Origin of the sequence: Paenisporosarcina sp., assembly GCF_049671445.1 — a bacterium.
GTDB lineage: Bacteria > Bacillota > Bacilli > Bacillales_A > Planococcaceae > Paenisporosarcina.
In genome coordinates this window covers 1-26462 of sequence record NZ_JBATUX010000074.1, presented here as the reverse complement: position 1 = coordinate 26462, position 26462 = coordinate 1, and the positions used below count along the sequence as shown (strand labels likewise).

The 26462-nt window shown below is 37.6% G+C and carries 27 protein-coding genes; 20 read left to right on the top strand and 7 right to left on the bottom strand.

Annotated features, from left to right (window positions below):
• Positions 1 to 157: 157 nt before the first annotated feature.
• From WBG45_RS09830 to WBG45_RS09805, 6 genes are all read left to right on the top strand, one after another.
• Positions 158 to 1504 carry a cytochrome ubiquinol oxidase subunit I gene (locus WBG45_RS09830; protein WP_424414124.1) on the top strand — a complete coding sequence of 449 codons (1347 nt, stop codon included), beginning with the start codon at positions 158 to 160 and terminating at the stop codon, positions 1502 to 1504.
• Positions 1501 to 2526 (top strand): cytochrome d ubiquinol oxidase subunit II, encoded by a 1026-nt coding sequence (locus tag WBG45_RS09825; RefSeq protein WP_424414122.1) that lies wholly within the window; start codon positions 1501 to 1503, stop codon positions 2524 to 2526. Before WBG45_RS09830 ends, WBG45_RS09825 begins: the two co-directional genes overlap by 4 nt.
• A gap of 14 nt (positions 2527 to 2540) precedes the next feature.
• Complete coding sequence (cydS, locus tag WBG45_RS09820) at positions 2541 to 2648, top strand: cytochrome bd oxidase small subunit CydS (protein WP_424414121.1); 108 nt, start codon at positions 2541 to 2543, stop codon at positions 2646 to 2648.
• A 546-nt stretch (positions 2649 to 3194) separates the two neighbouring features.
• Positions 3195 to 3593 carry a sporulation protein gene (locus tag WBG45_RS09815; RefSeq protein WP_424414119.1) on the top strand — a complete coding sequence of 133 codons (399 nt, stop codon included), beginning with the start codon at positions 3195 to 3197 and terminating at the stop codon, positions 3591 to 3593.
• 61 nt (positions 3594 to 3654) lie between these two features.
• Positions 3655 to 4437 carry a TerC family protein gene (locus WBG45_RS09810; RefSeq protein ID WP_424414117.1) on the top strand — a complete coding sequence of 261 codons (783 nt, stop codon included), beginning with the start codon at positions 3655 to 3657 and terminating at the stop codon, positions 4435 to 4437.
• Between the two features lie 337 nt (positions 4438 to 4774).
• Positions 4775 to 5341: an MEDS domain-containing protein gene (locus WBG45_RS09805; protein WP_424414115.1), complete on the top strand. Its 567-nt coding sequence runs from the start codon at positions 4775 to 4777 to the stop codon at positions 5339 to 5341.
• A gap of 116 nt (positions 5342 to 5457) precedes the next feature.
• On the opposite strand, the gene WBG45_RS09800 is transcribed toward WBG45_RS09805, so the two are convergent.
• The 3 genes from WBG45_RS09800 to WBG45_RS09790 form a co-directional block, all read right to left on the bottom strand.
• The gene (locus WBG45_RS09800) at positions 5458 to 8559 is read right to left on the bottom strand and encodes a cell wall-binding repeat-containing protein (RefSeq protein ID WP_424414113.1); all 3102 of its coding nucleotides are present in this window, start codon (positions 8557 to 8559) and stop codon (positions 5458 to 5460) included.
• Between the two features lie 306 nt (positions 8560 to 8865).
• Positions 8866 to 9681 (bottom strand): MBL fold metallo-hydrolase, encoded by an 816-nt coding sequence (locus WBG45_RS09795; RefSeq protein ID WP_424414112.1) that lies wholly within the window; start codon positions 9679 to 9681, stop codon positions 8866 to 8868.
• Positions 9678 to 10661 carry a quinone oxidoreductase family protein gene (locus tag WBG45_RS09790; protein ID WP_424414110.1) on the bottom strand — a complete coding sequence of 328 codons (984 nt, stop codon included), beginning with the start codon at positions 10659 to 10661 and terminating at the stop codon, positions 9678 to 9680. The genes WBG45_RS09795 and WBG45_RS09790 overlap by 4 nt, the downstream gene beginning before the upstream one ends.
• 370 nt (positions 10662 to 11031) lie before the next feature.
• On the opposite strand from WBG45_RS09790, the gene WBG45_RS09785 reads away from it, so the two are divergent.
• On the top strand, positions 11032 to 11268 hold the full coding sequence (locus WBG45_RS09785) for a hypothetical protein (RefSeq protein ID WP_424414109.1): 237 nt from the start codon (positions 11032 to 11034) through the stop codon (positions 11266 to 11268).
• Between the two features lie 87 nt (positions 11269 to 11355).
• Here the strand turns inward: WBG45_RS09785 and WBG45_RS09780 are convergent, their stop codons facing one another.
• Together WBG45_RS09780 and WBG45_RS09775 are read right to left on the bottom strand one after the other, a co-directional pair.
• Positions 11356 to 11526, bottom strand: coding sequence for a hypothetical protein (locus WBG45_RS09780; RefSeq protein WP_424414158.1), 171 nt, complete (start codon positions 11524 to 11526; stop codon positions 11356 to 11358).
• Positions 11527 to 11712: 186 nt separating this feature from the next.
• Complete coding sequence (locus WBG45_RS09775; RefSeq protein ID WP_424414108.1) at positions 11713 to 12660, bottom strand: DUF6454 family protein; 948 nt, start codon at positions 12658 to 12660, stop codon at positions 11713 to 11715.
• A 710-nt stretch (positions 12661 to 13370) separates the two neighbouring features.
• On the opposite strand from WBG45_RS09775, the gene WBG45_RS09770 reads away from it, so the two are divergent.
• Positions 13371 to 14438 (top strand): glycerophosphodiester phosphodiesterase family protein, encoded by a 1068-nt coding sequence (locus WBG45_RS09770; RefSeq protein ID WP_424414107.1) that lies wholly within the window; start codon positions 13371 to 13373, stop codon positions 14436 to 14438.
• Between the two features lie 284 nt (positions 14439 to 14722).
• Here the strand turns inward: WBG45_RS09770 and WBG45_RS09765 are convergent, their stop codons facing one another.
• On the bottom strand, positions 14723 to 14935 hold the full coding sequence (locus tag WBG45_RS09765) for a hypothetical protein (RefSeq protein ID WP_424414106.1): 213 nt from the start codon (positions 14933 to 14935) through the stop codon (positions 14723 to 14725).
• A gap of 238 nt (positions 14936 to 15173) precedes the next feature.
• On the opposite strand from WBG45_RS09765, the gene WBG45_RS09760 reads away from it, so the two are divergent.
• The 3 genes from WBG45_RS09760 to WBG45_RS09750 are packed head-to-tail and all read left to right on the top strand — an operon-like array spanning position 15174 to position 17340.
• Entirely contained in the window at positions 15174 to 15614 is a 441-nt protein-coding gene (locus WBG45_RS09760; RefSeq protein ID WP_424414104.1) for an SRPBCC family protein, read from the top strand.
• A 49-nt stretch (positions 15615 to 15663) separates the two neighbouring features.
• Entirely contained in the window at positions 15664 to 16593 is a 930-nt protein-coding gene (locus tag WBG45_RS09755) for an AEC family transporter (protein ID WP_424414102.1), read from the top strand.
• Positions 16594 to 16650: 57 nt separating this feature from the next.
• Positions 16651 to 17340 (top strand): aspartate/glutamate racemase family protein, encoded by a 690-nt coding sequence (locus WBG45_RS09750; protein WP_424414100.1) that lies wholly within the window; start codon positions 16651 to 16653, stop codon positions 17338 to 17340.
• Between the two features lie 308 nt (positions 17341 to 17648).
• On the opposite strand, the gene WBG45_RS09745 is transcribed toward WBG45_RS09750, so the two are convergent.
• Positions 17649 to 18062, bottom strand: a complete 414-nt coding sequence (locus WBG45_RS09745; protein WP_424414098.1) for a VOC family protein — start codon at positions 18060 to 18062, stop codon at positions 17649 to 17651.
• Positions 18063 to 18221: 159 nt separating this feature from the next.
• On the opposite strand from WBG45_RS09745, the gene rlmD reads away from it, so the two are divergent.
• The 9 genes from rlmD to WBG45_RS09700 all read left to right on the top strand — a co-directional run bounded on the left by rlmD (position 18222) and on the right by WBG45_RS09700 (position 26458).
• Positions 18222 to 19589 (top strand): 23S rRNA (uracil(1939)-C(5))-methyltransferase RlmD, encoded by a 1368-nt coding sequence (gene rlmD / locus WBG45_RS09740; protein ID WP_424414096.1) that lies wholly within the window; start codon positions 18222 to 18224, stop codon positions 19587 to 19589.
• 127 nt (positions 19590 to 19716) lie between these two features.
• Positions 19717 to 20682 carry a tRNA dihydrouridine synthase gene (locus WBG45_RS09735; RefSeq protein WP_424414094.1) on the top strand — a complete coding sequence of 322 codons (966 nt, stop codon included), beginning with the start codon at positions 19717 to 19719 and terminating at the stop codon, positions 20680 to 20682.
• Between the two features lie 337 nt (positions 20683 to 21019).
• Positions 21020 to 22138: a restriction endonuclease gene (locus tag WBG45_RS09730; RefSeq protein WP_424414092.1), complete on the top strand. Its 1119-nt coding sequence runs from the start codon at positions 21020 to 21022 to the stop codon at positions 22136 to 22138.
• A gap of 126 nt (positions 22139 to 22264) precedes the next feature.
• Entirely contained in the window at positions 22265 to 22687 is a 423-nt protein-coding gene (locus WBG45_RS09725) for an ABC transporter permease (RefSeq protein WP_424414090.1), read from the top strand.
• 215 nt (positions 22688 to 22902) lie between these two features.
• Positions 22903 to 23559, top strand: coding sequence for an HAD family hydrolase (locus WBG45_RS09720; RefSeq protein WP_424414155.1), 657 nt, complete (start codon positions 22903 to 22905; stop codon positions 23557 to 23559).
• Positions 23560 to 23965: 406 nt separating this feature from the next.
• Positions 23966 to 24925 (top strand): NAD(P)-dependent alcohol dehydrogenase, encoded by a 960-nt coding sequence (locus WBG45_RS09715; protein ID WP_424414088.1) that lies wholly within the window; start codon positions 23966 to 23968, stop codon positions 24923 to 24925.
• 215 nt (positions 24926 to 25140) lie between these two features.
• Positions 25141 to 25668, top strand: coding sequence for a cysteine hydrolase family protein (locus WBG45_RS09710; RefSeq protein WP_424414086.1), 528 nt, complete (start codon positions 25141 to 25143; stop codon positions 25666 to 25668).
• Between the two features lie 79 nt (positions 25669 to 25747).
• Positions 25748 to 25906, top strand: a complete 159-nt coding sequence (locus WBG45_RS09705; protein ID WP_424414084.1) for a hypothetical protein — start codon at positions 25748 to 25750, stop codon at positions 25904 to 25906.
• Between the two features lie 192 nt (positions 25907 to 26098).
• On the top strand, positions 26099 to 26458 hold the full coding sequence (locus WBG45_RS09700) for a YybH family protein (protein WP_424414082.1): 360 nt from the start codon (positions 26099 to 26101) through the stop codon (positions 26456 to 26458).
• Positions 26459 to 26462: the final 4 nt, after the last annotated feature.

Genomic DNA, 26462 nt, shown 5'->3' with positions numbered 1-26462 from the left:
AAAGGAGTTCAAATGGGGTATGATAGGAAGTAAGGGTGGTGACTTCATGTATAAGAATCACGAGAGAAAATTGATGTGGGTTGTATTTATCGTTGCAGCCATTATGATGTTGTCGATACTAGGTCGGATTTTCGGAAGTTAAAGGGAGGGAATTCAAATGGGAAATGAAGAAGCTGTATTCTTTAGTCGCATTTTAACAGAATTGACACTATCGTTTCATATTATCTATGCCACGATTGGTGTTGGTATTCCACTTATGATCATGATTGCACAGTGGGTCGGAATTAAGAAAAATGATGAACACTATATATTACTGGCAAGACGCTGGGCTCGTGGATTCGTAATCACCGTTGCTGTCGGAGTCGTGACAGGAACAGCCATTGGTCTACAGTTATCATTATTATGGCCGAACTTTATGGAACTAGCAGGTAATGTTATTGCTTTACCACTATTTATGGAAACGTTCGCGTTTTTCTTTGAAGCTATTTTCTTAGGAATTTATTTATATACATGGGACCGTTTTGAAAATCAGAAAAAGCATTTATTAATACTGATTCCAGTTGCTATTGGCGCGTCTTTTTCAGCTGTGTTCATTACCATCGTGAATGCGTTTATGAACGCACCTCAAGGGTTTGATTTAGTAAATGGGGAGTTAATCAACATTAACCCATTACTAGCTATGTTTAACCCAGCTATGCCTACTAAGGTTGCTCATGTTGTGGCAACGGCATACATGACGTCAGCATTCGTGTTAGCATCAATTGCTGCTTACCGTTTATTAAAAGGCTCAAATCATGTCTACCATAAAAAAGCATTATTCTTAACGTTAAAGCTAGGATTAATTTTCTCTATTGCAACAGCTATTATTGGAGACTTTTCCGGTAAATATTTAGCAGAATACCAACCTGAAAAGTTAGCAGCTGCCGAATGGCATTTTGAAACAGAAGAAAATGCATCACTGGTTATGTACGGTATATTAGATGACGGTGAAGTAAAGTATGCAATCAAAATTCCTTATGCTCTTAGTGTGTTGGCACATGGGAATCCATTTGCAGAAGTTAAGGGACTTGATCAATTCCCTGAAGATGAAGTACCGCCACTTTATATTCATTACTTATTTGACTTAATGGTGACCATTGGGATATCACTAACAGGATTATCCGCTCTATATGTCTTCGCTACATGGAGAAGATGGTCGTTTGTTCAAACCAAATGGTTCCGCTGGATACTGGTTGCAGGTGGTCCGCTAGCGATGCTCGCAATCGAAGCAGGTTGGTGGTTCGCAGAAGTAGGGCGTCAACCGTGGGTACTACGAGGTATCATGCGTACTGAAGACGCTGCGACTACAAGTGGTCAAGTAGATCTCATGCTCGCGTTATTCGCAGGTCTTTATTTAATACTTGGAATCGGAAGTGTTGTTGTACTTAGACGCATGTTCAAAAAGAATCCAGTTGAGCAGGAAATCGAAGATCGACGTAAAGAACAGGGTGGTGATCTAACATGACACTTGAAATAATCGGAATTTCAGTCTTATGGATGTTTTTATTCGGTTATGTTATCGTGGCATCAATTGACTTTGGTGCCGGATTCTTCAATGCGTACAACACCTTAACAAGACGTGAACATATTTTAACGAATATTATCGAGCGTTATTTATCACCAGTATGGGAAGTAACGAATGTATTTCTAGTGTTCTTCTTCGTTGGTGTCATCGGGTTCTTCCCGAAAACTGCCTTCTATTACGGAACAACACTATTAGTGCCAGCAAGTATTGCCATCGTCTTACTCGCAATACGAGGTTCATATTACGCGTTTGCCATGTATGGTTCATACGGACATAAAGGATATACGTTCATGTATGGAATGTCAGGATTATTCATCCCAGCATCACTATCTGTAGTACTGACGATTTCTGAAGGTGGATTTATTTCCATGGTTGATGGAAATCCTGTCTTAGATTACCTAGGATTATTTACGAGTCCTTTAACGTGGAGTATTGTCGTCTTGAGTATTACCGCATTGCTGTATATCTCGGCCGTATTTTTAACATGGTATGCCAATAAAGCGGGAGATTCATCCGCAACAGAATTACTTCGAAAATATGCACTCATCTGGTCTTTACCAACGATGATTACAGCAGGAGGCATCATTTTCGAGTTACGAAGTCATAATCCTGAACACTATGCACGCATCTTGGATCTATGGTGGGTATTCGGACTGTCCTTCTTGCTGTTTGTCGGTACCGTATGGCTCATTTGGAAACGCAAAAACTACGGTCTAGCGTTTGGTTTATTAGTCGGCCAGTTTGCGTTAGCATTCTTCGGATACGGGATTTCACATGCCCCGTACTTGTTGTATCCGTATTTAACGATTTACGATAGCTTCACCAACGAAGCGATGGCGATTGCATTGATTGTTGCGTTTGTTGCCGGTTTAGGATTATTGCTTCCTTCGTTGTATCTATTGTTGAGACTGTTCTTATTCAATAAAGACTACGTTCGTGGAAACAAGGATTATCATGCCTAAAGGAGGCCAATCACATGAATGATTTCTTCATATTTTACGCACCATTTATCGTTTTAATTGGCTCGATTATCACAGCATTTTGGTTCGCGCCAAAAGACGGACCTGTGCGAGAAAAAGAATAAATCAAAACGCTTGGATAAGATTCATTATCCAAGCGTTTTTTTGAGTACTGAGCTACTTTTTTGACTTGTCGTGTGAGTACTGTCCACTCGCTGTGGGTTTTCGTCCATTCAACCTGATTTTCCGTCCACTCGCTACCAGTTATGGTCCATTTAACTTGGGTTTCCGTCCACTCATGAACCATTTCAGTCCATTCGCTTGGAGGAGGACACCAATCCTCTGGAAAAAGACACCGGTTATATTAGAATCAATCAATGTACTATTCTATTTGACATAATCGGTAAGAATATAATACTATAGTAGTAATTAGTTGAATCGTAACTCCTAAAGGGGAGTAGCTTTTACAGCAAGGTCGTCATTACGGAGTTATTATTCTCCCGGCTTTGTTGGCAACGACTTCGTTGTTAGCAAGACCTTTACCAATTGGTAGAGGTCTTTTATTTTTTAAACCTTTGCCGTTTCTGGTAAAGGTTTTTTTCTATTTACAGACCAGAAACGCACCAATGAATTGGAGCACCTCAGCTATAAATATAAACAGGAGGATATCAATGATACTGAGGAAATACATGGCGCTATTAGGAGTAGGTTCTGCACGAATCGATTTAATTCTTGAGAAGGATACGTACGTTGTGGGGGAACAAGTAAAAGGTGTTTTTGTGGTCAAAGGCGGACTTATTGGCCAACAATTGAAGCGAATTGATTGTGATTTAGTGATGTCTGATGATGAAAATCAAAAGGCTAAGGGGAAAATCGTTGACTCCATTACGATTTTTACGACTAAGTACATTCACTCGAATACTGAAAATCACATCCCTTTTACATTTCGCATTCCGAACTCGTTATATGTAGGCAATCTGATGTCGTACCGTTTCAAATCTAGTCTGGCTTTCAACGAAGGTGTAGAAAGCTTGGATCATGATGTCATAACGATTTTACAAACAGAATAATAGGCTTGTTAAATGAACAAAGTCACCAACAACTATCGGAAATTTGAAAGGATGAAATGATATGGATGTATCAATATTATTAGAATACGGATGGGTTTTACTTTTACTAATTGGTCTTGAAGGACTACTGGCAGCAGATAATGCACTTGTACTTGCGATTATGGTAAAGCACCTCCCAGAAGAAGAGAGAAGACGGGCATTATTTTACGGACTAGCAGGCGCATTCGTTTTCCGTTTTGCTTCTTTGTTCATCATTTCCTTCCTAGTCGATGTTTGGCAAATACAAGCAATAGGAGCTTTATATCTGTTATTCATTGCGATTAATCACATCGTTCGAAAACTTTACTTCAAAAATAAGATTCAAAAAACTGATGTAAAAGAAAAGAAGAAATCGGGATTTTGGGGAACAGTTTTCAAAGTGGAATTGGCGGATATCGCTTTTGCAGTTGACTCGATTTTAGCGGCGGTCGCGATGGCAATGACTCTTCCAAATACTAACCTTCCTGAAATTGGGGGGTTAGATGGTGGAAAGTTCCTCGTCATTTTTGCAGGAGGATTAATTGGTTTAGTTATCATGCGTTTCGCAGCAAACTACTTTGTGACATTGTTGCATGCGAAGCCGGGTCTTGAAATTGCAGCGTTTGCGATTGTCGGCTGGGTGGGTGTGAAACTTGCTGTCCTGACTTTGGGGCATCCAGACGTAGGCGTGATCTCATATGAATTTGCACATTCTACTGAGTGGAAACTCATCTTCTACGGAGTGTTACTAGGGATAGCAGCAGCTGGTTGGTTCTTGACGAAGAAACCGGACGAAGAACAGCTTACAGATAACCGCGATATATAAGATGAAAATGGACTCTTTAAAATGGAGTCCATTTTGTTGCATATTAACTGTTCAGTACTTGATATAACATCAAATTTCCTTATAAAGAGCCAGTATTTTCTAAAGGGATTGCACTAAACTCAATATCATATTAAAATGTAATAAAATAATGATACAATAATCGGTTAGTTAGGGTTCTATAAAAAATATAGCAAGTTTGCTTATAAGCAATACAATAGAATCATAAATTTCTCTTATAAAAAGGTTGAAAATGAACGTGGAAAATATAAAATATTTCTCATTTTGCATTCAGAACTCTAGCTGAAATGAAAATATATAGAAGAGAAGGAATGATTACATGAATAGCAAAATGAGTCAGTTGCTTGAGGACAGAAAGAATGTTCATGTACTGTATTCGTATAATGAAGTAGAGCATTACATTAAACAGGTATTGGGGTTTATCGAAGATGGAATCGCCTCTGGAGATTACGTTATTCTGATCGAAAATGACCGTCTTTATCCTATCATTGACAGAGAACTGAGCAAACGCTTAACGAAAGAACAAATGGAGTTCATTCACTTTGTAAATAGCATGGATTTTTATTGGTCAAGTGGCAGTTATCATCCTCCTGCAATTGCTGAATATTTTAATAAAACGGTACAGCCATACGTGGAAAACAAAGTCTCTTTCCGCTCTTGGGCACATGTGGAATGGGCATCGATGGAAGAGCCGCTGCATATAATTGCAGATTTCGAAAATATAGTAGATGAAGCGGTAAATGAATTATCATTTCCATTAATTTGTGCGTACGAAGGTAAGAGAATGCCAGACTACCTCAAGACGATTTTATTGGAAACACATCCATATGTTCTAATGGAAGATGATTTTATCATCTCGGAAAAATACCAGCCATCGAATGTGTGAAATAATAGAAACACGCTTAGGAAAATCTCTCCTAAGCGTGTTTTATTTTTTTGCTCTGCATACTAATTGTCGAACATCAGCTATCCATAAACCAGTTCATTTTTCAATCAAACCTGTTATTCAAATAAAGATTCAACTAGAGAGTTAGGAAGAGCACTTTCTCCACCGATGATATAATACTTTTCAGCTAAATCAGCATACTTAGAAATTGTATCTTTCGTTGTTTGCTGGGCAACTGAAGGATTCGTTAATATTACCGGATTGCCATGAAGAGCTGCTAAAGCAGAACCAGACAGTGCATCCGGATAATTTGATCCAGTTGCAATAAATGCGCTAGACATATTTAGTTCACTAGCAAAGTGATTAATAATGCTACTATTTGTTTCGTAACGAGTTACCCCGTTGATTCGCATATGATTTGGGAAACCAATAGCAACTTTATCTGGAACAACAGACGATCCGCCAATAACAAAAGTCTGACTAAAGTTGCTAGATAGAACAAACTGGTTAACAGAAGTAGGAATTGCATTTTTCTTCGTTAAAAGAATTGGCATGTTAAGTGAAGCGGCGATAGGTGCAATTGAAAGAGCATCTACAAAACTTTCGCCTGTAACAACTACTGCTCGATTTGCACTACCAAGTTGTTTAGCAATATTGACAGATGTTTCATAGCGATCTGAACCTTTAATTCTAGAAATATTCGTAATTCCTAAAGCATTTATATCTTTTTCAACATTAGCAGTGATAGCGGATACTCCACCAATTAATATTACTTTTTTAACTTTTAGTCGTTTAAGCTCAGCTTTCACAGAGGCCGGAAGTGCGTTTGTATCTGTTAATAAAAGAGGAGCTTTATTTTTATAAGCCAGTGGTGTGGCACTTAATGCATCTGGATAATTTCTTCCTGTTGCTATGACCGCAACGTCTGATTGTACCCAGCCTTTTATTGAAACATTTACAGCTGTTTCATAACGACTAGAACCAAAAATACGCTCCACTGTAGCTTCTTTTTTATCAAGAGAACTTACTGCACTGTAAGCATCAAGTCTTCCCCAGCCTGAAACATTATCATATCCTGGTACAGGCTGTTCAACGGGGTAAGGATTTTCTCCCGGATATTCTGGATATTCCGGATATTCACCAGGATATGGATACTCTCCATTACCTGGATTATCTTGTTCATCAAATATGACATCATGTGCAGTTTTCGTTAAGATTTTTTCTACTTCACTTGGCAATAAGTCTGGATTTCGCGCGAGAAGAATGCCTGCAACTGCCGCCACATGTGGTGTCGCCATAGACGTTCCACTCATATATGTGACATTGCCATCTGGCATAAGACTTGGTATCTCTGTTCCTGGTGCAACAAGGTCTATTCCTTTTCCATAATTGGAATAATCCGAAACAATGTCAAGACGATTTGTTGCTCCTACTGAAATTGCATACTTTGAAGATGCAGGATAAGCGATTCCAGGGGATCCATCATTTCCAGTCGCTGCTACAATAGTTACGCCACGATCATTTGCGTATTTGAGCGCATATTCGAGTACTCTACTGTACGAGCCACCTAGACTAAGATTAATGACGTTAGCTCCTTTGTCTACCGCATATTTGATGCCGTATGCAATTTGCTCCGTGTCACCACCACCACTTTCATCTAGCACTTTAACAGGTAAAATTTTAGCATGTGAATTGATACCAGACATTGAAAACTGGTTATTTCCTTCAGCTGCAATGATACCTGAAACATGAGTACCATGACCGTTATCATCCATTGCATTTGAGCTATTATTTATAAAGTTATAACCATCATCTGCGAGTACACTCCCACTTAAATCTGCAAGTGTATAATCAACCCCAGTATCTACCACTGCAATGATCGTTTCATTTAAGGGATTTCCTTTTAGCAATTCTTGAAGTTTTTCAAATTGAATATCAGCATCAGCTATACCATGACCACTTCCATCATTCTTTAATGACCATTGATAAGGATATTGTGAATCAGCTGATAACGCATGGTATTGCTGAACAGGTTCAACGAATTCTACTTCAGGAAGGTTAGAAATTTTCACTGATGCTGCTTTTAAAGAATTAGATGATACATTTAAACTAGACGAGTTGTCTTCGACTTCCATCACAAACATATTCGGGAAGACAGAGCCCTTCATTCCTAGAGGGGCAATAGACTGAATGCCAATTGCTTCTGTTTTCGCTTGAAGGTTGCTTAGTTTTGCACCATTTTTCATTTTAACAAGTAAACGGTTTTCATTGCTGCTTACATTTGTTTTGGTAAATCCGCCCTTAGTTAATATAGAAGAGACAGTTTTATTTGTTAGATTTGATATATCTATACTCTTACCAGTTTTTTCGATTTCATCTTTTAAGAAATTTGGAACTGACTCTAGAGCAGTTGCATACAAATTATTGATTGATTTCTGATCTTCTTGTGTAATTTTGTAAGTACTTGAACTGCCATTTGTTGCAACGTTCGTAAATAAACCCTTCAATTGCATTAAATCATTATAAACGTTATCTCTTAACGTTTTGTTGAATACCATTTTTGAACTGACGAATGGAGCAATTTTATAGTACATTGCTGAAAGATCTTTGCCTTTTTCTGTTTTTGCTAGTACATCTTCACGAATAGTTCTTAAATCTTTTAAAATACTTTTACCGTTTTCTCGTTGTTTTGTACTTAGTTCTGCAGGACACTCTTCCGCCATGACTAGATTAGATGGAGGTAGTGTGATGCCATCATAGCTTATTGTGTAAGGAGTAACCGTATCCTCTATTTCACCTTCACTATATTCGTCCACATAAGATTCAATCTTTATATAATAAGGTCCAACCCATGCAATCGGAAAATCAATGATTGCAGGTGCATTTGTATATGAATATCCCATATATCTTTCAAATGCGCGATTGTCTATCGCATTTTCTAAACTAGAGAAAATTGTTATTATTAACTCTTTTTCGGATTGAAGCTTCATACGTAAATGAGTGAAATCTTCAATTTCACTTTTTGTAGGATCAATTTTATACCAATGAGTTTGTTCTGAAGACTCAAAAACATCTTCTACTGGAGTTGAGAGGATTAATGTTTCTTCCTCTTTAGGTACGTTTGCTTCATTTGCCTTAATTTCCTTCAATGGAAGCTGACTGAAGAATAATACTGAAATTAATAAAACAACCATAAATCTAACAAACTTTCTTTTCATTTAAAATACCCTCCATTTAGTATATTGAAAAAATACCTACATTTTCCATTAAACAGGAATCTACTAATTTATGCAATCAATATTTCTGAATTCATAAACTTTAATTCCAAACAATAACAAAGATTCTAGACATTTAAAAATGGGCACTTTATTTTTGAATTTGAGCTATAAATAAAAGCTTTTTTCCTACTACTATTGAAATTCTAAAATAGTAATAAAAGGGATGGGGAAAGGGGGATCGAACGGTGGAATAAATTATTGGAGAAACTGAAAAAACGCTTGATAATCCAAGCGTCTGAGATGGTCCTAACAATATTCTTTTTTAATAATAGAAACGTTTTCCTCATGGCATCCTTTTGTGAAGTTCGAGGGAAACGACATTTCTTTTTCCAATCTAAGAATTGGTTCTTCATCTTTTCGAGTCACCGCATCTATTAACCGTTCAAGATAATCTTGTGCTAGTTCGACTCTTCGTGTCATTTCTGCCTTACTCTCGGTAACTTGTCCATGTCCAGGAACGAGTATCTCTACAGAATGTGAATCCAATATCATCCGCGCTTTTTGCAATGTTTCAAGATAAGCTTTCGCGCTATCAAATAAATAGGGAAGTTCAAAGTCTGACAGATAATCACCTGTAATCCAAATACCTAAAGGCTCAATGATGGTAAACAGCCCATCATGTGTATGTCCAGGTGATAAGTAAAAGGTGAATTTGGTATCGCCTACTACTAACTGCTGCCCGTCGTTTTCAATCACAATATCAATCGTGGGAAACTCAATATCATACGGCCGTTCTACATAGTATTCATTGTCAAAAGACTGGATTAAATCCAGTTTGTATTGTTTTCTAGGATGCTCATGCATGCCTTTGCTGCCGATTACTTTCGCATCCGGGAATGCGTGGTAGCCGATAATATGGTCAAAATCGCCATGTGTAAATAATAAATACACATCTTTACCTTTTCGTATGTGTGCCACGTGTTCTTGAATTTCCTTAACTTCAAGGGGTAGCCAGGTAGGATCGACAACTAAGATCAAATCATTCGTTTCAATGACTGAACTGGTGGTCTTCCATAGAGCGCTTTGAAATACGGTTAGCCCGTCCTTTTGAAAGGCAATCATATCGTCTTTCCAGTTGATGGAATCAATAAAATTTTGCCCGTACTTTTACGACTTTCTAAGTATCGATGAGCTTCTTGTCCATCATGCAATGCAAAAGTAGTCGGCATAGATACGCGTACTTTTCCTTCTGCCATCCAGCCGAACAATTCACTAGATCGAGTCACACGCTGTTCAAGGGAAGTGAGGACATTCCAAAGGTCGCCGCCTGTCAGAGTTTTAGATGTATCCATCAACATTCGAGGGTCAATCGAAACTGGGTCGCCGCCAGCCATTCCATAAAACACAACGGTACCTCCGATGCGTGTTGCTGCAAAACTATCCATCAATGTAGAACCAACTGATTCGTAGACAACATCCACACCTTTACCATTCGTCTCATCAAGTACTTCAGAAGTCCAGTCATCTGAGTAGAGGAAAACTCGATCCGCACCAGCTTCTTGCGCTGCCACAGCTTTTTCCTTAGTAGAGGTTAAGCCAATTACCTTACCGCCAAGTAACTTCGTAATTTGAATAAGAAGTTGTCCTACACCACCAGCTGCTGCATGAACAAGAACCACATCGCTGTTTTTTACCGTGTAACTGTCCTTCGTTAAATAATGTGCCGTCAATCCTTGCAACAAAACAGATGAAGCTTCTTCAAACGAGATGGTTTCCGGTAGGGGGATGGCTTTGTCCATTGGAACAGCCACTAACTCAGCATTGGCAAAAGGGACATCCGCAAAAGCAAGGCGATCTCCTATTTGAATACCTTCTATACCTGCGCCAACTTGTTCTACAATGCCTGCGCCTTCATAGCCTAATATATAGGGAGGATTCCCTTCTAAATGATAATTTCCTTTCCTTCTATAGACGTCGGCAAAGTTCAAGCCGATTGCTTTCATTCGAATTAATACTTCGGTCGGTCCGATTACAGGGTCCGGCATGTCACGGTATTCTAAAACTTCCGGTCCGCCAAATGTGTTATATATAAGTGCTTTCATTATAAAAACTCCTCTTTTTAAGAATGAATTCGTGTAGACTCATTTCATCATACCAAATGGACAGAAATAAGCTAAATAGAGAGGACGAATAGAGTCATTTCGAGAGTGAAATAGGCGAATGGTCGGAAAGTGGTATTAAGTGGTCGGAAATAGTCAATGAATGGGCGGAATGTAAGCATAATTGGGCGGAAAGACCGTTTAAATGAACGCAAATAGAGGTTAAGTGGGCGAAAATAATAACAAGATGAAATTCAGCATTGAAAATAGTTCATTATTTCCATTATTTATCAATTGATGAAACTTTACTTTCCTTAGAGACGTATCCAAATTAATTGACATGAAAGTAATCGAATAAAAGGAGTTGTTATGGATGGGTTTGTTTAGAATGTTGTTCTCAAAACATAAGTGTTTAGTCTATACTGCCTTTGGAAATGACAATTATTATAAAGTGGTAGGAAAGTTAAGTGGGGATGGAGTTTCGTATGAAACGGTCAGCATAAGGAGCGCAAATATGAATCAGTATTTTAGTAACAATGATTTTACTCAATACGATATCTATGTGAAAGAAGTAGATAAACATAAAGCGCAGCAAGCCATTCGCAGGTAATGGGGTACCAAAAAAGGTCTCACAGGCGATTAACGCTTGAAAGACCTTTTCGTATGACCTAACTGGATTAGACTTACATCCACTCACTTATATAGTAGCGAAATTGTTTTCTCCACCAATCCCAGTCGTGATGGGAATCATGACCCCAAAAATCAATTCGAGCTCATACAGAGGTAAATAAATTAATATATGCACGGCGCAAAGAAACGATTGAACGAGTATTTGCAGATGCAAGGCGATTCTTACTTTTGCTGCCATGAATCTTAAAAAGATAGCCACCTGAAAGTGGGTAACTCCAAACTGGCATAAATTATGCCAAGGAGAGGTCTATTTATCAGTAAATAAACCATAAATTAACAAAATAGCTTCCGAGAACCAACTAAGAAGGTATTTTGTCGACAATCTGACACTTTGATGCTATCAAAGTGTTTTTTACGTTGTAATTTATTTAGTGTTGAATCTTGTTTCATAGACGAGCATAGAGGAGTAGTCATCATCAGGTACAGCATATAATTTTATTCCATGATCCGTATTTTCTAGGTATACAGGGTTACGTGTAATAGTATGCCCTTGAGGTGAAAATAAAGAAATCGGCAGTTCATGTTTAGTATCCATCGATTTCATATCTAGTAATGCAAGGCCGCCTAGTTCATATTTAGCTACATTACTACCTTGCTGTGGCAGTTCTGTAATACCGCTGCAAATCATATTATCATTTCCTGCACTTTCACAGTCCTGATAATCGATAAAATGACTGGGGTTTCTTGTCTTGCTCAGTACTTTTCCTTTTTGATCAAACTCGTAAAATGTTCGTGAACCCCAGCTTACCGCCTTTATTTTTCCTTTTTCACCGTCACGTAAGATCCCGCCGATATGGTCATTCGTTCTAAACATTTCCTGTGGTTTCAAGGTTTTCGGATCCACTTTATAGATTATGGATTCACTGTTGGGGCGGTATTCAGCAACCGATACCCAAATCGATTCCCCATCAAAAGCAATACTACCGGGATGATACATATCTCCTTCACCTAGTTTAATATCTTGTAACAGTTTTCCCTGCCCATTGTAAACGAAGAGGTGACCGATTCCTTTTCCAGGTGTACGGTCATATCCATCACGAGGACGTTCGAATTTAACAGGTTTTTCAATGATCTCTACTGAAGACATATAGTATAAGTCACCAATCTTCGTCATTCCTTGAGGGTGATAGGTGTTAAACTGTAGATCCACCTTATCTTTCTCTGCCCATTCTGTATTACGAGACAGTTGTTTGAATTTGTCGACAAGCTGTTCTCCATCATTTTTTGTTTGAAGAACATCCGGGTTTGCATACGTCGTTGTAACTGAACCTATCGCTAAGGCTGCCGCGAGTGTGAGAAACAATTTTTTCATCATTCATCCTCCTAGTCGTCTAATGTTTCATCTGTTCAACCATTGAGGTAAAACAGTATCATTTTTGCTGCTAGAGTAATAAGCGGAATTTTTCGTACCGCTATTCTTAGGTGAGTGTATTGTATATCTTTATTGATGCCCCCCTCTTGAATAAAGTCCACTTAATCTTACTAAATAGTTATTAAGATAAAGTAAAAGGATTATAGTGTTTGTATGAATATTTGTTTACAAAGTATGAAGGGCTAGACAGGTCAAAGCGAAGTTAGCGGGAGAGATGGGTTTTTAGTGGGTGAAAACATTAATTATATCTATCCCCAGGAAGATAGATTTCTTTTTGTTAGGAATAACGAAGTGATAGAAATGATTAAAGAATGAATAAGGCCAACGTCAAACAACGGGAACCATCCAACAAAAGGCCTTTATCACTTAAGGAGGACAATAAACTTCTTACAGCGGACCGCCCCTTCTTACAGCCGTTCATTTGTTCCATCAATCTGTAATTCCATAAAACCATCATTTCATATAACCTTAATACTAGTGGATAGGACAGGCTTAATTTTGTTTTACAGGTGCTATAAGTATTATTCTTTTTAGGGGAGACCTTCTCCCTATTTTTATTTACATTTTTTTATTGAATCTACTCATGTTCCTTTACATTGGCTCTGTATACTTTTCTTGTAAAACCAATTTAAGAGTTTGGGGATGAGAGAATGATCAGAAAAAAAGTAATATCTGCAACTATAGCTGTACTCACGATGAGTTCACTTATAGTTTCAGGGCAGGAGGCAACTGCAGCCGAAAAGTCTTTTGGTCCAAAAGGGTTCGACTTACAAGCACACCGTGGGGGCATGGGACTCACGGTTGAATCTTCTATTGCATCGTTTTCACATGCGCTGGAACTTGGTGTGAGTACACTAGAGCTGGATGTACAAATCACTGAGGACGATAAAGCGGTGGTTACCCATGACCGAAAGATATCAAATGCAGTCTGTAAGGATACTGCCCCTACATTTGAAAATGACCCGGAGTATCCTTATGTAGGGAAATACATAAAGGACCTAACCCTTGAGCAGATCCGCACGATGGACTGCGGTTCGTTGAGTAAGTTGCAATACTCTGGACAGGTGACGAGTCCCAGAGCAAAAATGCTTTTGCTGACTGACGTCTTTGATCTGGTAAAACAGTATGATGCGAAAAAGGTATGGATGAACATCGAAACAAAAGTTGAAGCAGGTGCTCCACATGAGACGGCTCCACGTGAAGATTTTGTCCATATTGTAGCCCGTGAGGTTCGAGAGGCGGGAATGCTCGACCGGGTTTCGATTCAAAGCTTTGACTGGGGTTCTCTAATGATGATGCGTGAAGTCGAGCCAAGCCTTCCGGTCGTGGCACTTACAAACGGTCCTCAATTCCTGCAGCCAGGACAGCCGGGAGCGTCACCTTGGCTTGGAGGCATCGATATAGATGACTTCGGAGGAGACCTTGTTGCAGCTGCTCGTTCATTCGGAGCTGATGCAATCTCACCGGTACACGGATTTCCCCAAAACGGCAAGATTACAGATGAGAACTACGAACCTTATGTAACAGCAAAGATGGTAGATGATGCACATCAGTCAGGTATGAAAGTCATCCCATGGACAGTAAACGATAAAGCAACAATGAATAAACTCGTGCATGACGGTGTAGACGGTATCATCACCGATTATCCGGATCGTCTCCGTGAAGTCATGGCAGAGCATGGTTTTAATCTGCCGAAGAAATATAAAGCCTCAAAATAATAAATGAATACAAAAAGCAGATAGCGTTAATAAAAAGTAATGCTGATTTTGGGGGCCAAATTCACCGGAGGAAAAAAGTAGAATGAACATCGTTATTAAACTGACTTTCTGCATGCCAAAAACAGTAAATAGTGTCTTTTAATTTTTTCTCAATCAAAAGCTAAAAAAGCAGCTGGTCTTTGGCTATTTTGTGCTTTTGCAGATGGATTAACCGATATTTCTAAATCGACTTACTCGGAAATCCTGGCGTACGATTACCAGCTGCTTGGTTGTTTTTTTATAAATTATTGCTGAATGAGCTGTTTCATTTCCCTAATCGGGCTTATGAGAATGGCTGTACTGAAGCCTGCCCATTCGATAGCTTGATGCATTTGTGGCATGGGCGGCTCCGCGACGTAGCGGTCGCTACCGATTGCTGTAGCTTTGAAATGAAAAATAAAATAGCAAATAGCAATAGTGATTGGTTCTGGAGTTGATATTATAGTAGGTACTGTCATAGCTAATTTGAAAGGCTGGAAGTTAATAAATACCATAAAAAACAGTCGTCTAATCGTGCTACTTATAGAGGCCGATTGAGTTTTTATTTAAGGAGAAGTGATTAAATACTGAAATGCTTAGGACCGACTAGCTGGTCCTTTTTTTCATTAGATAAAATTTAAAAAAGGTGTTAGCTGATTTAAGGTGAATTTATAGTACATAAGGAAAACTAATGTCATTAAAGGAGAGTTAAATAGTATGGAAATTCAAGTAAATACGAAATTAAAAATAGCAAAGCCGGTTAACGAGGTATTTGAAGCACTTGTAGATCCTACGCAAATGGCCAATTATTGGTTTTCATCGGGTTCTGGAAGACTGGAACAAGACAAGACGATTACATGGAGATATGAAGAATACAATGCGGAAGTGGAATTAACAGTAGTAGAAATCCAAGACAATAAGAAAATCGTATTCAAATGGGGTGCACCAGGGGACGAACATGTAGTTACGATTACGTTGAATGAGTTGAATCATACGACGACAGTTATTGAAGTAAACGAAAAAGGGTGGAACGAATCTGATGAAGATTTGATCAATAATTTGTTAGGGAATAAAGAGGGCTGGGTTTATATGTTAACCTGTTTGAAAGCATATTTAGAAAACGGCAGTAGTAATTTGAGAGCAGCAATCGTCTTCTAATTGCATAGTAGTCATAAATACAGGTATACAACTGAATGGAGTAATGATCATGCCATTTTTAGGTATTATCTTTTTAAATGTGATTTTGCCCATACTGATTCTTTTAATCATTGGCGCAAGCCTACAAAGGAAATTCAATTTTGATTTAAAGGCGCTCTCAAATCTTATTACGTATTGTTTTATGCCAGCCGCAGTATTTATGAATATTTATGAAACCGATATCGACATTCAAGTCCTTCTGCAAATCATCGGTTATTTAGTAGTTTTTAGTGTCTGTCTAATGATTGTTGGCGCAGTTGTAAGTAAAATTCTTAAACTGGATAAAGGGGAATCAGGGATATTTAATAATAGTGTCGTGTTGATGAATTCAGGGAACTATGGAATTCCGGTAAGCCAGTTAATATTTCAAGCTAACCCACTTGGCATATCTATTCAAATTATTATGGTGGTCTTTCAAAATATTCTCACCTATACATATGGTTTATACAACTTAATCTCTGCAACCAAGTCTGGACTTGATATATTGAGAGCACTATTGTTACTACCAATCATTCATGCCATGATACTCGGTGCGCTATTCAATGCGTTTCATATCACGATGCCAGAGTTCATTTGGATTCCAATCAACCAACTGGCCAATGCATTCATCGCCATAGCCCTGATTTTATTAGGTGCACAATTGGCGAAAATTCAATTTAGAACGCTCTTTAACAAGATGATAGTGGTTAGCACGATCGGCAGATTAATAATTGGCCCAAGCATTGCACTTCTGCTGATTTACATTTTCGGAATAGAGGGCATAGTCGCGCAGTCGTTATTCATCGGCAGTTCATTTCCAACTTCAAGAAACAGTGCAACTCTCGCCTTAGAATATGATGTTTATCCAGACATAGCAGCTCAAACCGTGTTATTAACGACCGTATTCAGTAGTATCACAGTCACCATTGTTGTGTATTTAGCATCAATATTGTTTGTTTAGTAAGATATGAGTTTTACATGAGCCAGTGATTTTATTCAAACAAGGAGGGGATTTCATATGAAAACAATTGGTCTAATAGGCGGCATGAGCTGGGAATCGTCAGCTAAGTATTACCAGCTAATCAACCAAGAAGTGAAAAAGCAATTAGGTGGATTACATTCGGCCAAGTGCATTTTATATAGTGTAGACTTCGCAGAAACTCAGCGTTACCAAGCAGCAGGTGAGTGGGATAAAGCTGGACAATTATTAGGGGATGCGGCACTGTCTTTGGAGAAAGCGGGAGCAGATTTCATTATCATTTGTACCAATACCATGCATAAAGTGATTGAGTATGTAGACGAAAAAATTAGCATTCCTATTTTACATATTGCGGATGCAACAGCAAATGAAATTCTAAAGTCGGACATACGCACGATTGGATTACTCGGCACTACCTATACGATGGAGCAAGACTTCTACAAATCTCGCATAGAGTCTAATGGGATTAAGGTATTGGTGCCAAATAGTGAGGATAGACAAGTCATAAATAAAATCATTTTTGAAGAATTGTGTTTAGGAGAAATTTTGCCATCATCAAGGGAGAAGTACAAAAAGATTATCAAGCGTTTGGTTAATGATGGAGCGGAAGGGATCATCCTTGGTTGCACAGAGATTGGATTATTAGTGAAACCAGAGGATTCAGTAGTTCCATTATTTGATACAACCGTCATTCATGCTCTTGAAGCCGTTAAGAGCGCATTGGAATAAATCAGTAAAGAGAAAGGGACTTCAACTAGAAGTCCCTTTCAATATGAAAACTATATTAGCACTTCAAAAATTGTAATAATAACCAAAGGCAGAATGGAAGCTACAACAAAACCTACGGCGATTGAAGATGTTACATAAAGCAGTAACCTAGAATACGTAATCTGCTTCTTTTTATAGGCTAAGGTGAACAACTTAATAAGATGATAGACAGTCGTAATCGTTATAAAAATGGTGAAGATACTTGTTAGTATGGCTTCCATTCTAACCCAACTTTCTTGAAATGGTAGTAACTCTTCAGAGGCTTATTGTTAAAATTCAAGCGGAAGACTTAGTTGCCAAGAAACACCGAACTTGTCGTTCACCCATCCGAACTTCGCACTAAAAGAATATGCGGCGAGAGGCATCAAAATTTCTCCACCTTGAGATAATTTTGCGTAAGCCACATCAATTTCTTCTTCAGAATCGCACGTGACAAACATCGAAATGGAAGGCGTGAAGGTGAAATCATGTTTCACATTGCTATCACTAGCCATAAACTCTTGTCCTTTAACGGAAAACGTTGCGTGTAAAACTGAACCCTCTACACCAGACTCATCTGGACCATAATGCAGCATACTAATAATTTCCGAATCCTCAAATAGAGAAGTATACATTGTCATCGCTTCTTCAGCAGATCCTTCAAACATTAAGAATGGATGAATTTTTGGTTTTACTAGATTCACTGTTATCTCTCCTTTTGCTCAAATACCCGTACTATTATGTTTCTACACCATTCAATAAATTCCTTTATTAATTCAACGATTCATTGAAACATGCTATCTTGTTCTCCCTATTTCACGGTCTCATGATACAATTAAAGCAATTGAAATGGAGGAAGTTATATGTCTTTACCCGTACAAAAAAACGACCGCATCACGGTTTCTATAGAAGACTTAACGCATGACGGAGCAGGTGTCGCAAAAATAGACGGCTATCCGTTATTTATTGTGGGCGCATTGCCTGGTGAAACAGCAGAAGTACACGTCTTAAAAACGTTGAAATCATATGGTTTTGCTAAATTAATCGAAATCATTACCCCATCTGAACACCGCGTGGCACCACCTTGTCACGTCTTTGATGAATGTGGCGGATGCCAAGTCCAACATTTATCTTACGAAGGACAACTAATGTGGAAACAACAAATGGTGAAAAATGCAATGGAGCGTCTCGCGAAGTTGCCGCATGTACCTGTACTTCCTGTAAAAGGAATGGACAACCCTTGGCGTTACCGCAACAAATCTCAAATTCCATTTGGCATTCAAGATGGGAGAGTAGTTGCAGGCTTTTATCAAACCCGTTCACATGAGATTGCAGACACCGATGTTTGTATCATTCAAACGGAAGAAGCCGACGAAATCCTTCGTGAAATGAAAAAAGAATTAGGCCGACTTGGCATTGCTCCATATAACGAAAAAACGAACCAAGGCATGTTACGTCACGTCGTCATTCGTAAAGGACGAGCAACTGGAGAAATCATGGTCGTACTGATCACGAAGAAAAAGAAATTCCCTCAACAAGTTGAAGCGGTTGCAGCAATCAAACGAATCCTGCCACAAGTCACTTCGATTATACAAAACGTAAACGAAGAAAAAACCAATGTGATATTTGGCGAAAAAACCATTACACTCTGGGGTAAAGATGCCATTGAGGATTTAATCGGAGATGTGCGATTTGAAATTTCTGCGCGTTCATTCTATCAAGTGAACCCAGAACAAACAGAAGTGTTATACCAACAAGCATTAGACTATGCACAGCTAACGGGTACCGAAACTGTCATTGACGCCTACTGTGGAATTGGAACCATTTCTCTGTTCTTAGCGAAACAAGCGAAGCAAGTATTAGGAGTAGAAATTGTGCCACAAGCCATTGAAGACGCGAAACGAAACGCAGAAATAAACGGACTACACAACACCTACTTCGAAGCAGGCCCAGCAGAAGTCGTCATTCCAAAATGGTACAAAGAAGGCAAAACAGCTGACGTACTAGTAGTCGATCCACCACGTAAAGGGTGTGACGAAGCTTTGCTTCAAACGATTTTAGAACAAAAACCAAATCGCATTGTCTATGTATCATGTAACCCAGCAACACTTGCAAGGGACTTACGCATATTAGAAGATGGTGGATATGAAACGAAAGAAGTTCAACCTGTCGATATGTTCCCACAGACTACGCATTGTGAAGCGGTAGCTTGGTTGGAATTAAGGAAATAATAGAAAAGGAAGTCCGGAATCTATAATTGATTCGAGGACTTCCTTTAGGTTAAAAAGAAGCGGGACATTTGGATTTATAGATGAGAGTTTGAAGTTGTATCCATCATGAAAGGATTTGAGTTTGAAAATGATAGATAATTTTTGGCGTGATTTACCACGACCATTTTTCGTACTTGCACCAATGGAAGATGTAACAGATGTTGTTTTTCGTCACGTAGTAAGTGAAGCGGGTCGACCGGATGTGTTTTTCACAGAGTTTACAAACTCGGATAGCTATTGTCATCCAGAGGGCATGAAAAGTGTGCGTGGCCGTTTGATTTTTACAGAAGATGAACAGCCAATGGTGGCACATATTTGGGGAGATAATCCCGAAAATTTCCGTCAAATGAGTATTGGCATGGCAGAGCTTGGATTTAAAGGAATCGATATTAATATGGGCTGCCCTGTACCGAATGTGGTATCGAGAGGGAAGGGCAGTGGCCTTATCCTGCGTCCAGACGTTGCGGCGGAACTTATTCAAGCAGCAAAAGCGGGCGGATTGCCTGTCAGCGTGAAAACACGACTTGGTTACAAAGAAGTAAATGAGTGGGAAGAGTGGCTAACGCATATTTTAAAACAGGATATTGCGAACCTTTCTATTCATTTACGTACAACAAAGGAAATGAGCCAAGTAGATGCACATTGGGAGCTGATTCCTGAAATCAAAAAATTACGTGACCGTATCGCACCAAATACGCTACTAACCATCAATGGAGACATTCCTGACCGTCAAACTGGGCTGCAGCTTGTAGAACAATATGGTATAGATGGCGTTATGATCGGGCGAGGTATTTTTAAAAATCCTTTTGCTTTTGAAAAAGAGCCAAAAGAGCATAGCAGTAAAGAATACCTTGATCTTTTAAGACTGCAACTTGATCTTCAAGATCAATATGCGGAAGCTCTGCCACGTTCGATCACAGGGCTACATCGCTTTTTCAAAATTTATGTCAAAGGATTCCGTGGAGCGGGTGAATTAAGAAATCAATTGATGAACACGAAATCAACAGATGAAGTGCGTGCATTGCTTGATAACTTTGGAAAAGAATGTTTATGAGACCGGAAAAGTAAAATGTTTTAACGCTCAAAAAGTTAGAGAAAAAATGAATCTCAACTATTGGTTAATTCGAGACTTTGCGTTCTTACCTCAGTAGCCTATTGGAATTGAAAAAGTAAAATAGTAAGAGTTTATTAGTAAATACATGTTTAAAAAGTTCAAGCCCCAAATGGCTTGAACTTTTTTTGTACTAAGTAATTGTCAAAGAATTGGAATACATGTGATTTTAATATGGCTAAACATGGTAATATGAAATGAATTAAAGATATAAGAATTTTCTAAATTTATTTCAGGGGTGATAAAAATGAGGAGAAATGATTTATTAACAAAGACAAAAATGTCAGAGTTAGTTGGTTGGTCAGAATCCAACGGCAGAAGATGGGTGAAAAACTTCAAAGAATTCTTACCAACAGAAACAAAGTTAAATAAGGTTATGTACAATATGGAATCATTAAGAATTATGAAGTTTCTTAAGAGATTGAATGAGGAAGGTTTTTCAGTGATGGAAATAAAAACCATTCTTAGTTCTGAAGGACTGCCAACTAATACTATAGAAGAACAAAAGATAATTGATAACTACAGAGTGGAGAGAGTCATCAAGGATTTCAGTCACGGAGTCAAAGAGACCATTCCTTCAACAAAATATATGTTAATACCTTACTTAGAAGTTATAAAAGACGGTAGGACGTACTCTGCTAGTGAAGTTACTGAAAGGCTAGTAGAATACTTTAAATTAACTGAAGATCAAAGATTAATGAAGTATGAAAATAGTAGTGACACCATATTTCTAACTAGATTACGGAGTGTGAGATATAGCTTAAAAAAGGAAAATTATATTGAAGAAGTTAATAAACTATCATATCAAATCACTAACGAAGGCTTGGAATTACTTAGTGAAAGTAAAGGTGAAATTGAAGATGAAATTAGTGAATTAGAAAGAGTAGTAGATCCATTGACTGTGGTAAAAGAAAAGTTGAATGAATTAAGAAATGAATTGGCAGATACTTTACTTAAGCATCTAAGAACTGTTCATTGGATGAAATTCGAAGACATTGTTGTAGAACTATTAACAGTAATGGGATATGGAGATGGAGAAGTCACTCAAAGATCTAATGATGAAGGTTTGGACGGGGTTATAAAAGAAGACAAATTAGGCTTAGATAATATTTATGTCCAAGCAAAACGGTATGCTATCAATAATTCCGTCGGTCGTGATGTAGTTCAGAGCTTTTCAGGGGCTTTGGATGGGAAAGGAGCAAGAAAAGGTGTCTTTATTACCACGTCACATTTCACTGAAAATGCAAAGAAATATGCAGAAAGATTGGAATCTAAGAAAATCGTTTTGATAGACGGCATCGAACTATCTAAATTAATGATTGCGCATAATGTGGGTGTTAATAGTAGCCAAACTTTTATAGTTAAAGCAATCGATTATGACTACTTTAAAGATGAATAGTATTTAATTGATTCTGATGGTTTTAGGCAAGATTGTGAAGGTTTTCACTTAGACTAACGGGCCGTTAGTTGAATAACAAACTGATAAAGTCTTGTGTTAATAATATTTTGTAAGGAAGTGAACTCAATGAAAAAGTCAGAGGAAAATTTTTACGATCAAGTACAAAGGAAACGATTAATGTTTTTGATATTAAGTATGATAGCAATTGTCTTTAATACTGGTATCACATTTACTTTTGTAATACCGGGTTTAAAAGGATTTAGTTTGTATCTAACAATCATTTACTTAGCCTTTTATTTTCTTATTGCAAATATATTCGTTGGTTTATTTAAAGAACGATTATATCTTGTATTTACAACAAGCTTGCTTTTAAGTTCTCTAGGAATGGGATGGCGATTATGGCTTGAATGGGGAGAATTTAGCTTAGTTGAACATGTGAATCCAGTGGTGATAATTGCTTATCCTTGTTTCGTTGCATTTATAATTTCAGTAATGTATCAATTCTTAACTAAATTTAAGTCTAAAAAAATAATAATTGTTGATAAATAATTGGTGCGATTTTGACTTATGAATTTAATAAAGTATGTGAGTAATATTTAATTAACGTGTGGTTAGTTGAAGAACAGGAAATCGTCAGAGAAGGTCATTTTTGTTTGCCTAAACCCCGAAACGCATTAATTGTTGCATATTATTTTGTAGGTGAGTACTAGGGATTATTTATTATATGAGAAAGGATGTGAAGTTATTTGAGTGGTTATCAAGCAATGCTATTTGATTTAGATGATACCTTACTTATTAGGGATAAGGCAGTAGATAAAATGTTTTTAATGATTTTAGAAGAGTGTTATGAGGATGTTAAACATTCAGCAAAAACCGAAATGCTGCAAAAATTCAAGGAATATGACAAAAGAGGTTATGGCAATAATCATAAAATTAAAGTTTTGGAATCATATTTTGATGAGTTTCCACCAAAATATAGATTGCCACGCAATGACATTCAAGATTTTTGGAATAATAATTTTCCTCATTGTTTTTCTATAAACCAAAATACTATAAATATCGTAAATACTATAAAGAGGCATGTAAAAGTTGCAATAATAACAAACGGCTCAACTCAGAGACAAAAAGCTAAAATAATTAACACTAATTTAAATAGTTGTTTTGATATAATCATTATTTCTGAAAAAGTGGGATTTAGTAAACCTGACAAACGCATTTTTGAATTAGCATTAAATAAGCTTAATGTGCAACCGGAAGCGGCATTATTCGTTGGAGATGACATAGAAAAGGATATGGGTGGTTGTCAAAATGCATATATGAAGGGAATATGGTTCAATCCTCATATGATTAAGAATGATACCGAAATAAAACCATATGCCGAGATTAATTCTTTTGATAAGTTATTAAGTTATTTTACATAAGTAAGTATAATCAGATGTTATTTTACTTCCCAATATATTTATCATGAGAAAAAATAATAATAGTTTGCTTAATTCCGGAGAAAATTTTCATAAATAGATGCGGATTTTAAAAGAAATACATCTACCCTATTAATGGACATTTATTAAATCGCTCTATTGTTCATTGAAGATGTTGCTAAAGCCTCTTCAATAAAATTATTACTTTTTGAGTTCTAAAAACGTAATAATTCGTATATAGATACAAGGAATTTCTCATTGTCCACAACCCCCAGACTAAATCGGCATATCCCCTTTCTCTACTGCAGAATGAAGGAAGTTCCAATTATTTTATTGAAAGGTGCAAAGGTTCACTCAAGATTAACGAAATCTATTTACCAATCCATAAAGAATCAAGGAGGTTAGAAAGATGAGAGCAGCTATTTACAGTTCATATGGTCCCCCTGAAGTCCTAGAGATAAAGGATGTCGAACAGCCATCCATCAAGGATGACGATAGGGTGTTGATAAGAGTGCATAACGCTTCGGTCAATGCATATGACTATCTGTTCCGAAAGGGCTATTTGCCTACAAGGTTAGAGAATGGTCTTACAAAACCTAAAAATCACATACTGGGCATAGACGTTGCGGGAACGATTGAAGCGGTCGGCAAAAACGTGTATAGATTTAAGGTTGGCGATCATGTTTTCGGCAGTTGTTTAGGATCCCATGCAGAATATGTCACCCCTCGTGAGAATGTCCTAAGTCTTATGCCGAAGAACGTCACCTTTGAGGAGGCAGCGGCAATACCGTGTGCTGCTCAGACGGCGCTGCAAGCATTGCGAGATGTAGCACAGATAAAGCAAGGCCAACGGGTCTTAATCTATGGTGCATCTGGTGGTGTTGGACATTTTGCTGTTCAGCTCGCTAGATACTTCGATACTGAGGTAACAGCTGTTTGCAGTACCCCAAATCTACAGTGGGTTAAAGAACTTGGAGCGAATTATGTGCTGGATTATACCAAGAAAGATTTTGCAGATGACGGTAAAAAGTATGACATCATTCTCGATGCGGTTGGTAAGCGGACCTTTTTCAGCTGTATGCGGTCTCTAACCGAGACTGGTGTTTATATTACAGAACACGCTCTTTACCCCAAGTACCACCCTGTTCAACTGATGGTAAGTTCTTTGATTGGCCGAAAGAAAGCAAAGATACATCTTGCAAAACCTAATTACAGTGATTTGGATTTCTTACGAGGTCTTGTGGAAGAAGAGAGAGTAAGACCCGTTATTGAAAAGATTTTTCCTTTAAATCAAATTGTTGAGGCTCACCGGCATGTTGAAAGTGGGCGTACAAAGGGTAAGATAGTTCTTCAAGTCGAAACAGAGTGATTGTACCAGCTTCAATTTGAACTATGAGTTGCAACTTGAAGCGGTTTTTCCAGTGAATTTAATTGATTCGTATTCAACTAACTGATGCTTTACTTCAATAGGGAGTAAAGCCTTTTTCTTATTCAAATAAAGGCGCAGGTTAGTTCAATAAGAGGTATATATTAAGCTCTAATTAGAACACTAATGAACGTAAGTTTAATCGAAAGGAGAGAATTATGACAAAGAAAGCACTGTTAATTATTGATGTTCAAAACGGAATGTTCCAAGAAGATAATGTTGTCTACATGGGGGACAAATTGCTACAGATATTAAAAGATTTATTAAGCCAAGCACGATTAACTAATACACCGATTTTTTATGTACAGCACAATGGCTCAGTTGGGCATCCATTGGAGTATGGTGCAATGGGATGGAACATTCATTCTGCTATTACCCCACAAGAAGAAGATATTATCATTCATAAAACAACTCCAGATTCATTTTTTAATACCTCTTTAGATGAGGAATTGAAAAAACAAGGTATTGAACATCTTATTATTACAGGAATTCAAACAGAAGCTTGTGTTGATACAACTTGTAGAAGGGCTTTTAGTATGGGATATAAGGTAACTTTAGTTTCCGATACACATAGTACGTGGGCTTCGGAGGAATTAACTGCCCAACAAATTATTAATCACCACAATAGTGTGTTAGGTTGGTTTGCCGATGTTTATCCTAGTAATGACATTAAATTCAACTTATAGGTTATATGAAATTATAAACATTACGAAGGTTTTCACTTAAACTCCCATGAAAATTAAAATATAGGCATAACGGAAAGACGTGACAGAAGGAGTGAATGAACTGTTTGGTAAAAAGAAGGATTCACGTTTAGTTGCATTAGAAAAAATAAAGAAACAAGAAAAAAAGGATAATGTTTTGGCAGATAAGAAATTGAGTAATCTTAGAAAACGGATAGATGAAGCTAAGAAAAACAAGTAACGAGTACATAAAAAAAGAAGGAACAAAAGATTAGTCCTTGGGCTGCTTAGGTAGCTCTTATTTTTCTTCAAATAGCGGGGCAGGTTTGTTGAAAGTGCGTAGTATGGTCGAACTGTGAATTAACAACTTCCAATTTCCTAATAAAGGTTGTGTTACAATTTTCTTTATAAGAGACGATAGGAGGATATAAAATTGAAGGTATTACACAATTATATCCAGGCAACAAACACTCATAAATTTGATGAAGTTAAAAAATTTCTTCATCCTAATGCTGTTTATTACTTCTCAGATCGAAATTGTACAACTCACGATGAAATACAGACATATTTTGAAAACGCATGGTCAATTGTTAAAAATGAAAACTACGAAGCACAAGAAGTGCATTGGCTATTCTCAGGAAGTAACTCAGCAACTTGTACTTATACCTATTTCTATGAAGGCTTTATCAATGATAAATATGCAAGCGGCCATGGAAGGGCCACAAATGTATTCGTCAAAGAATCCGATGTCTGGCTTTTAATTCACGAGCATTTAAGTCCTTTACCCAAATAATTTT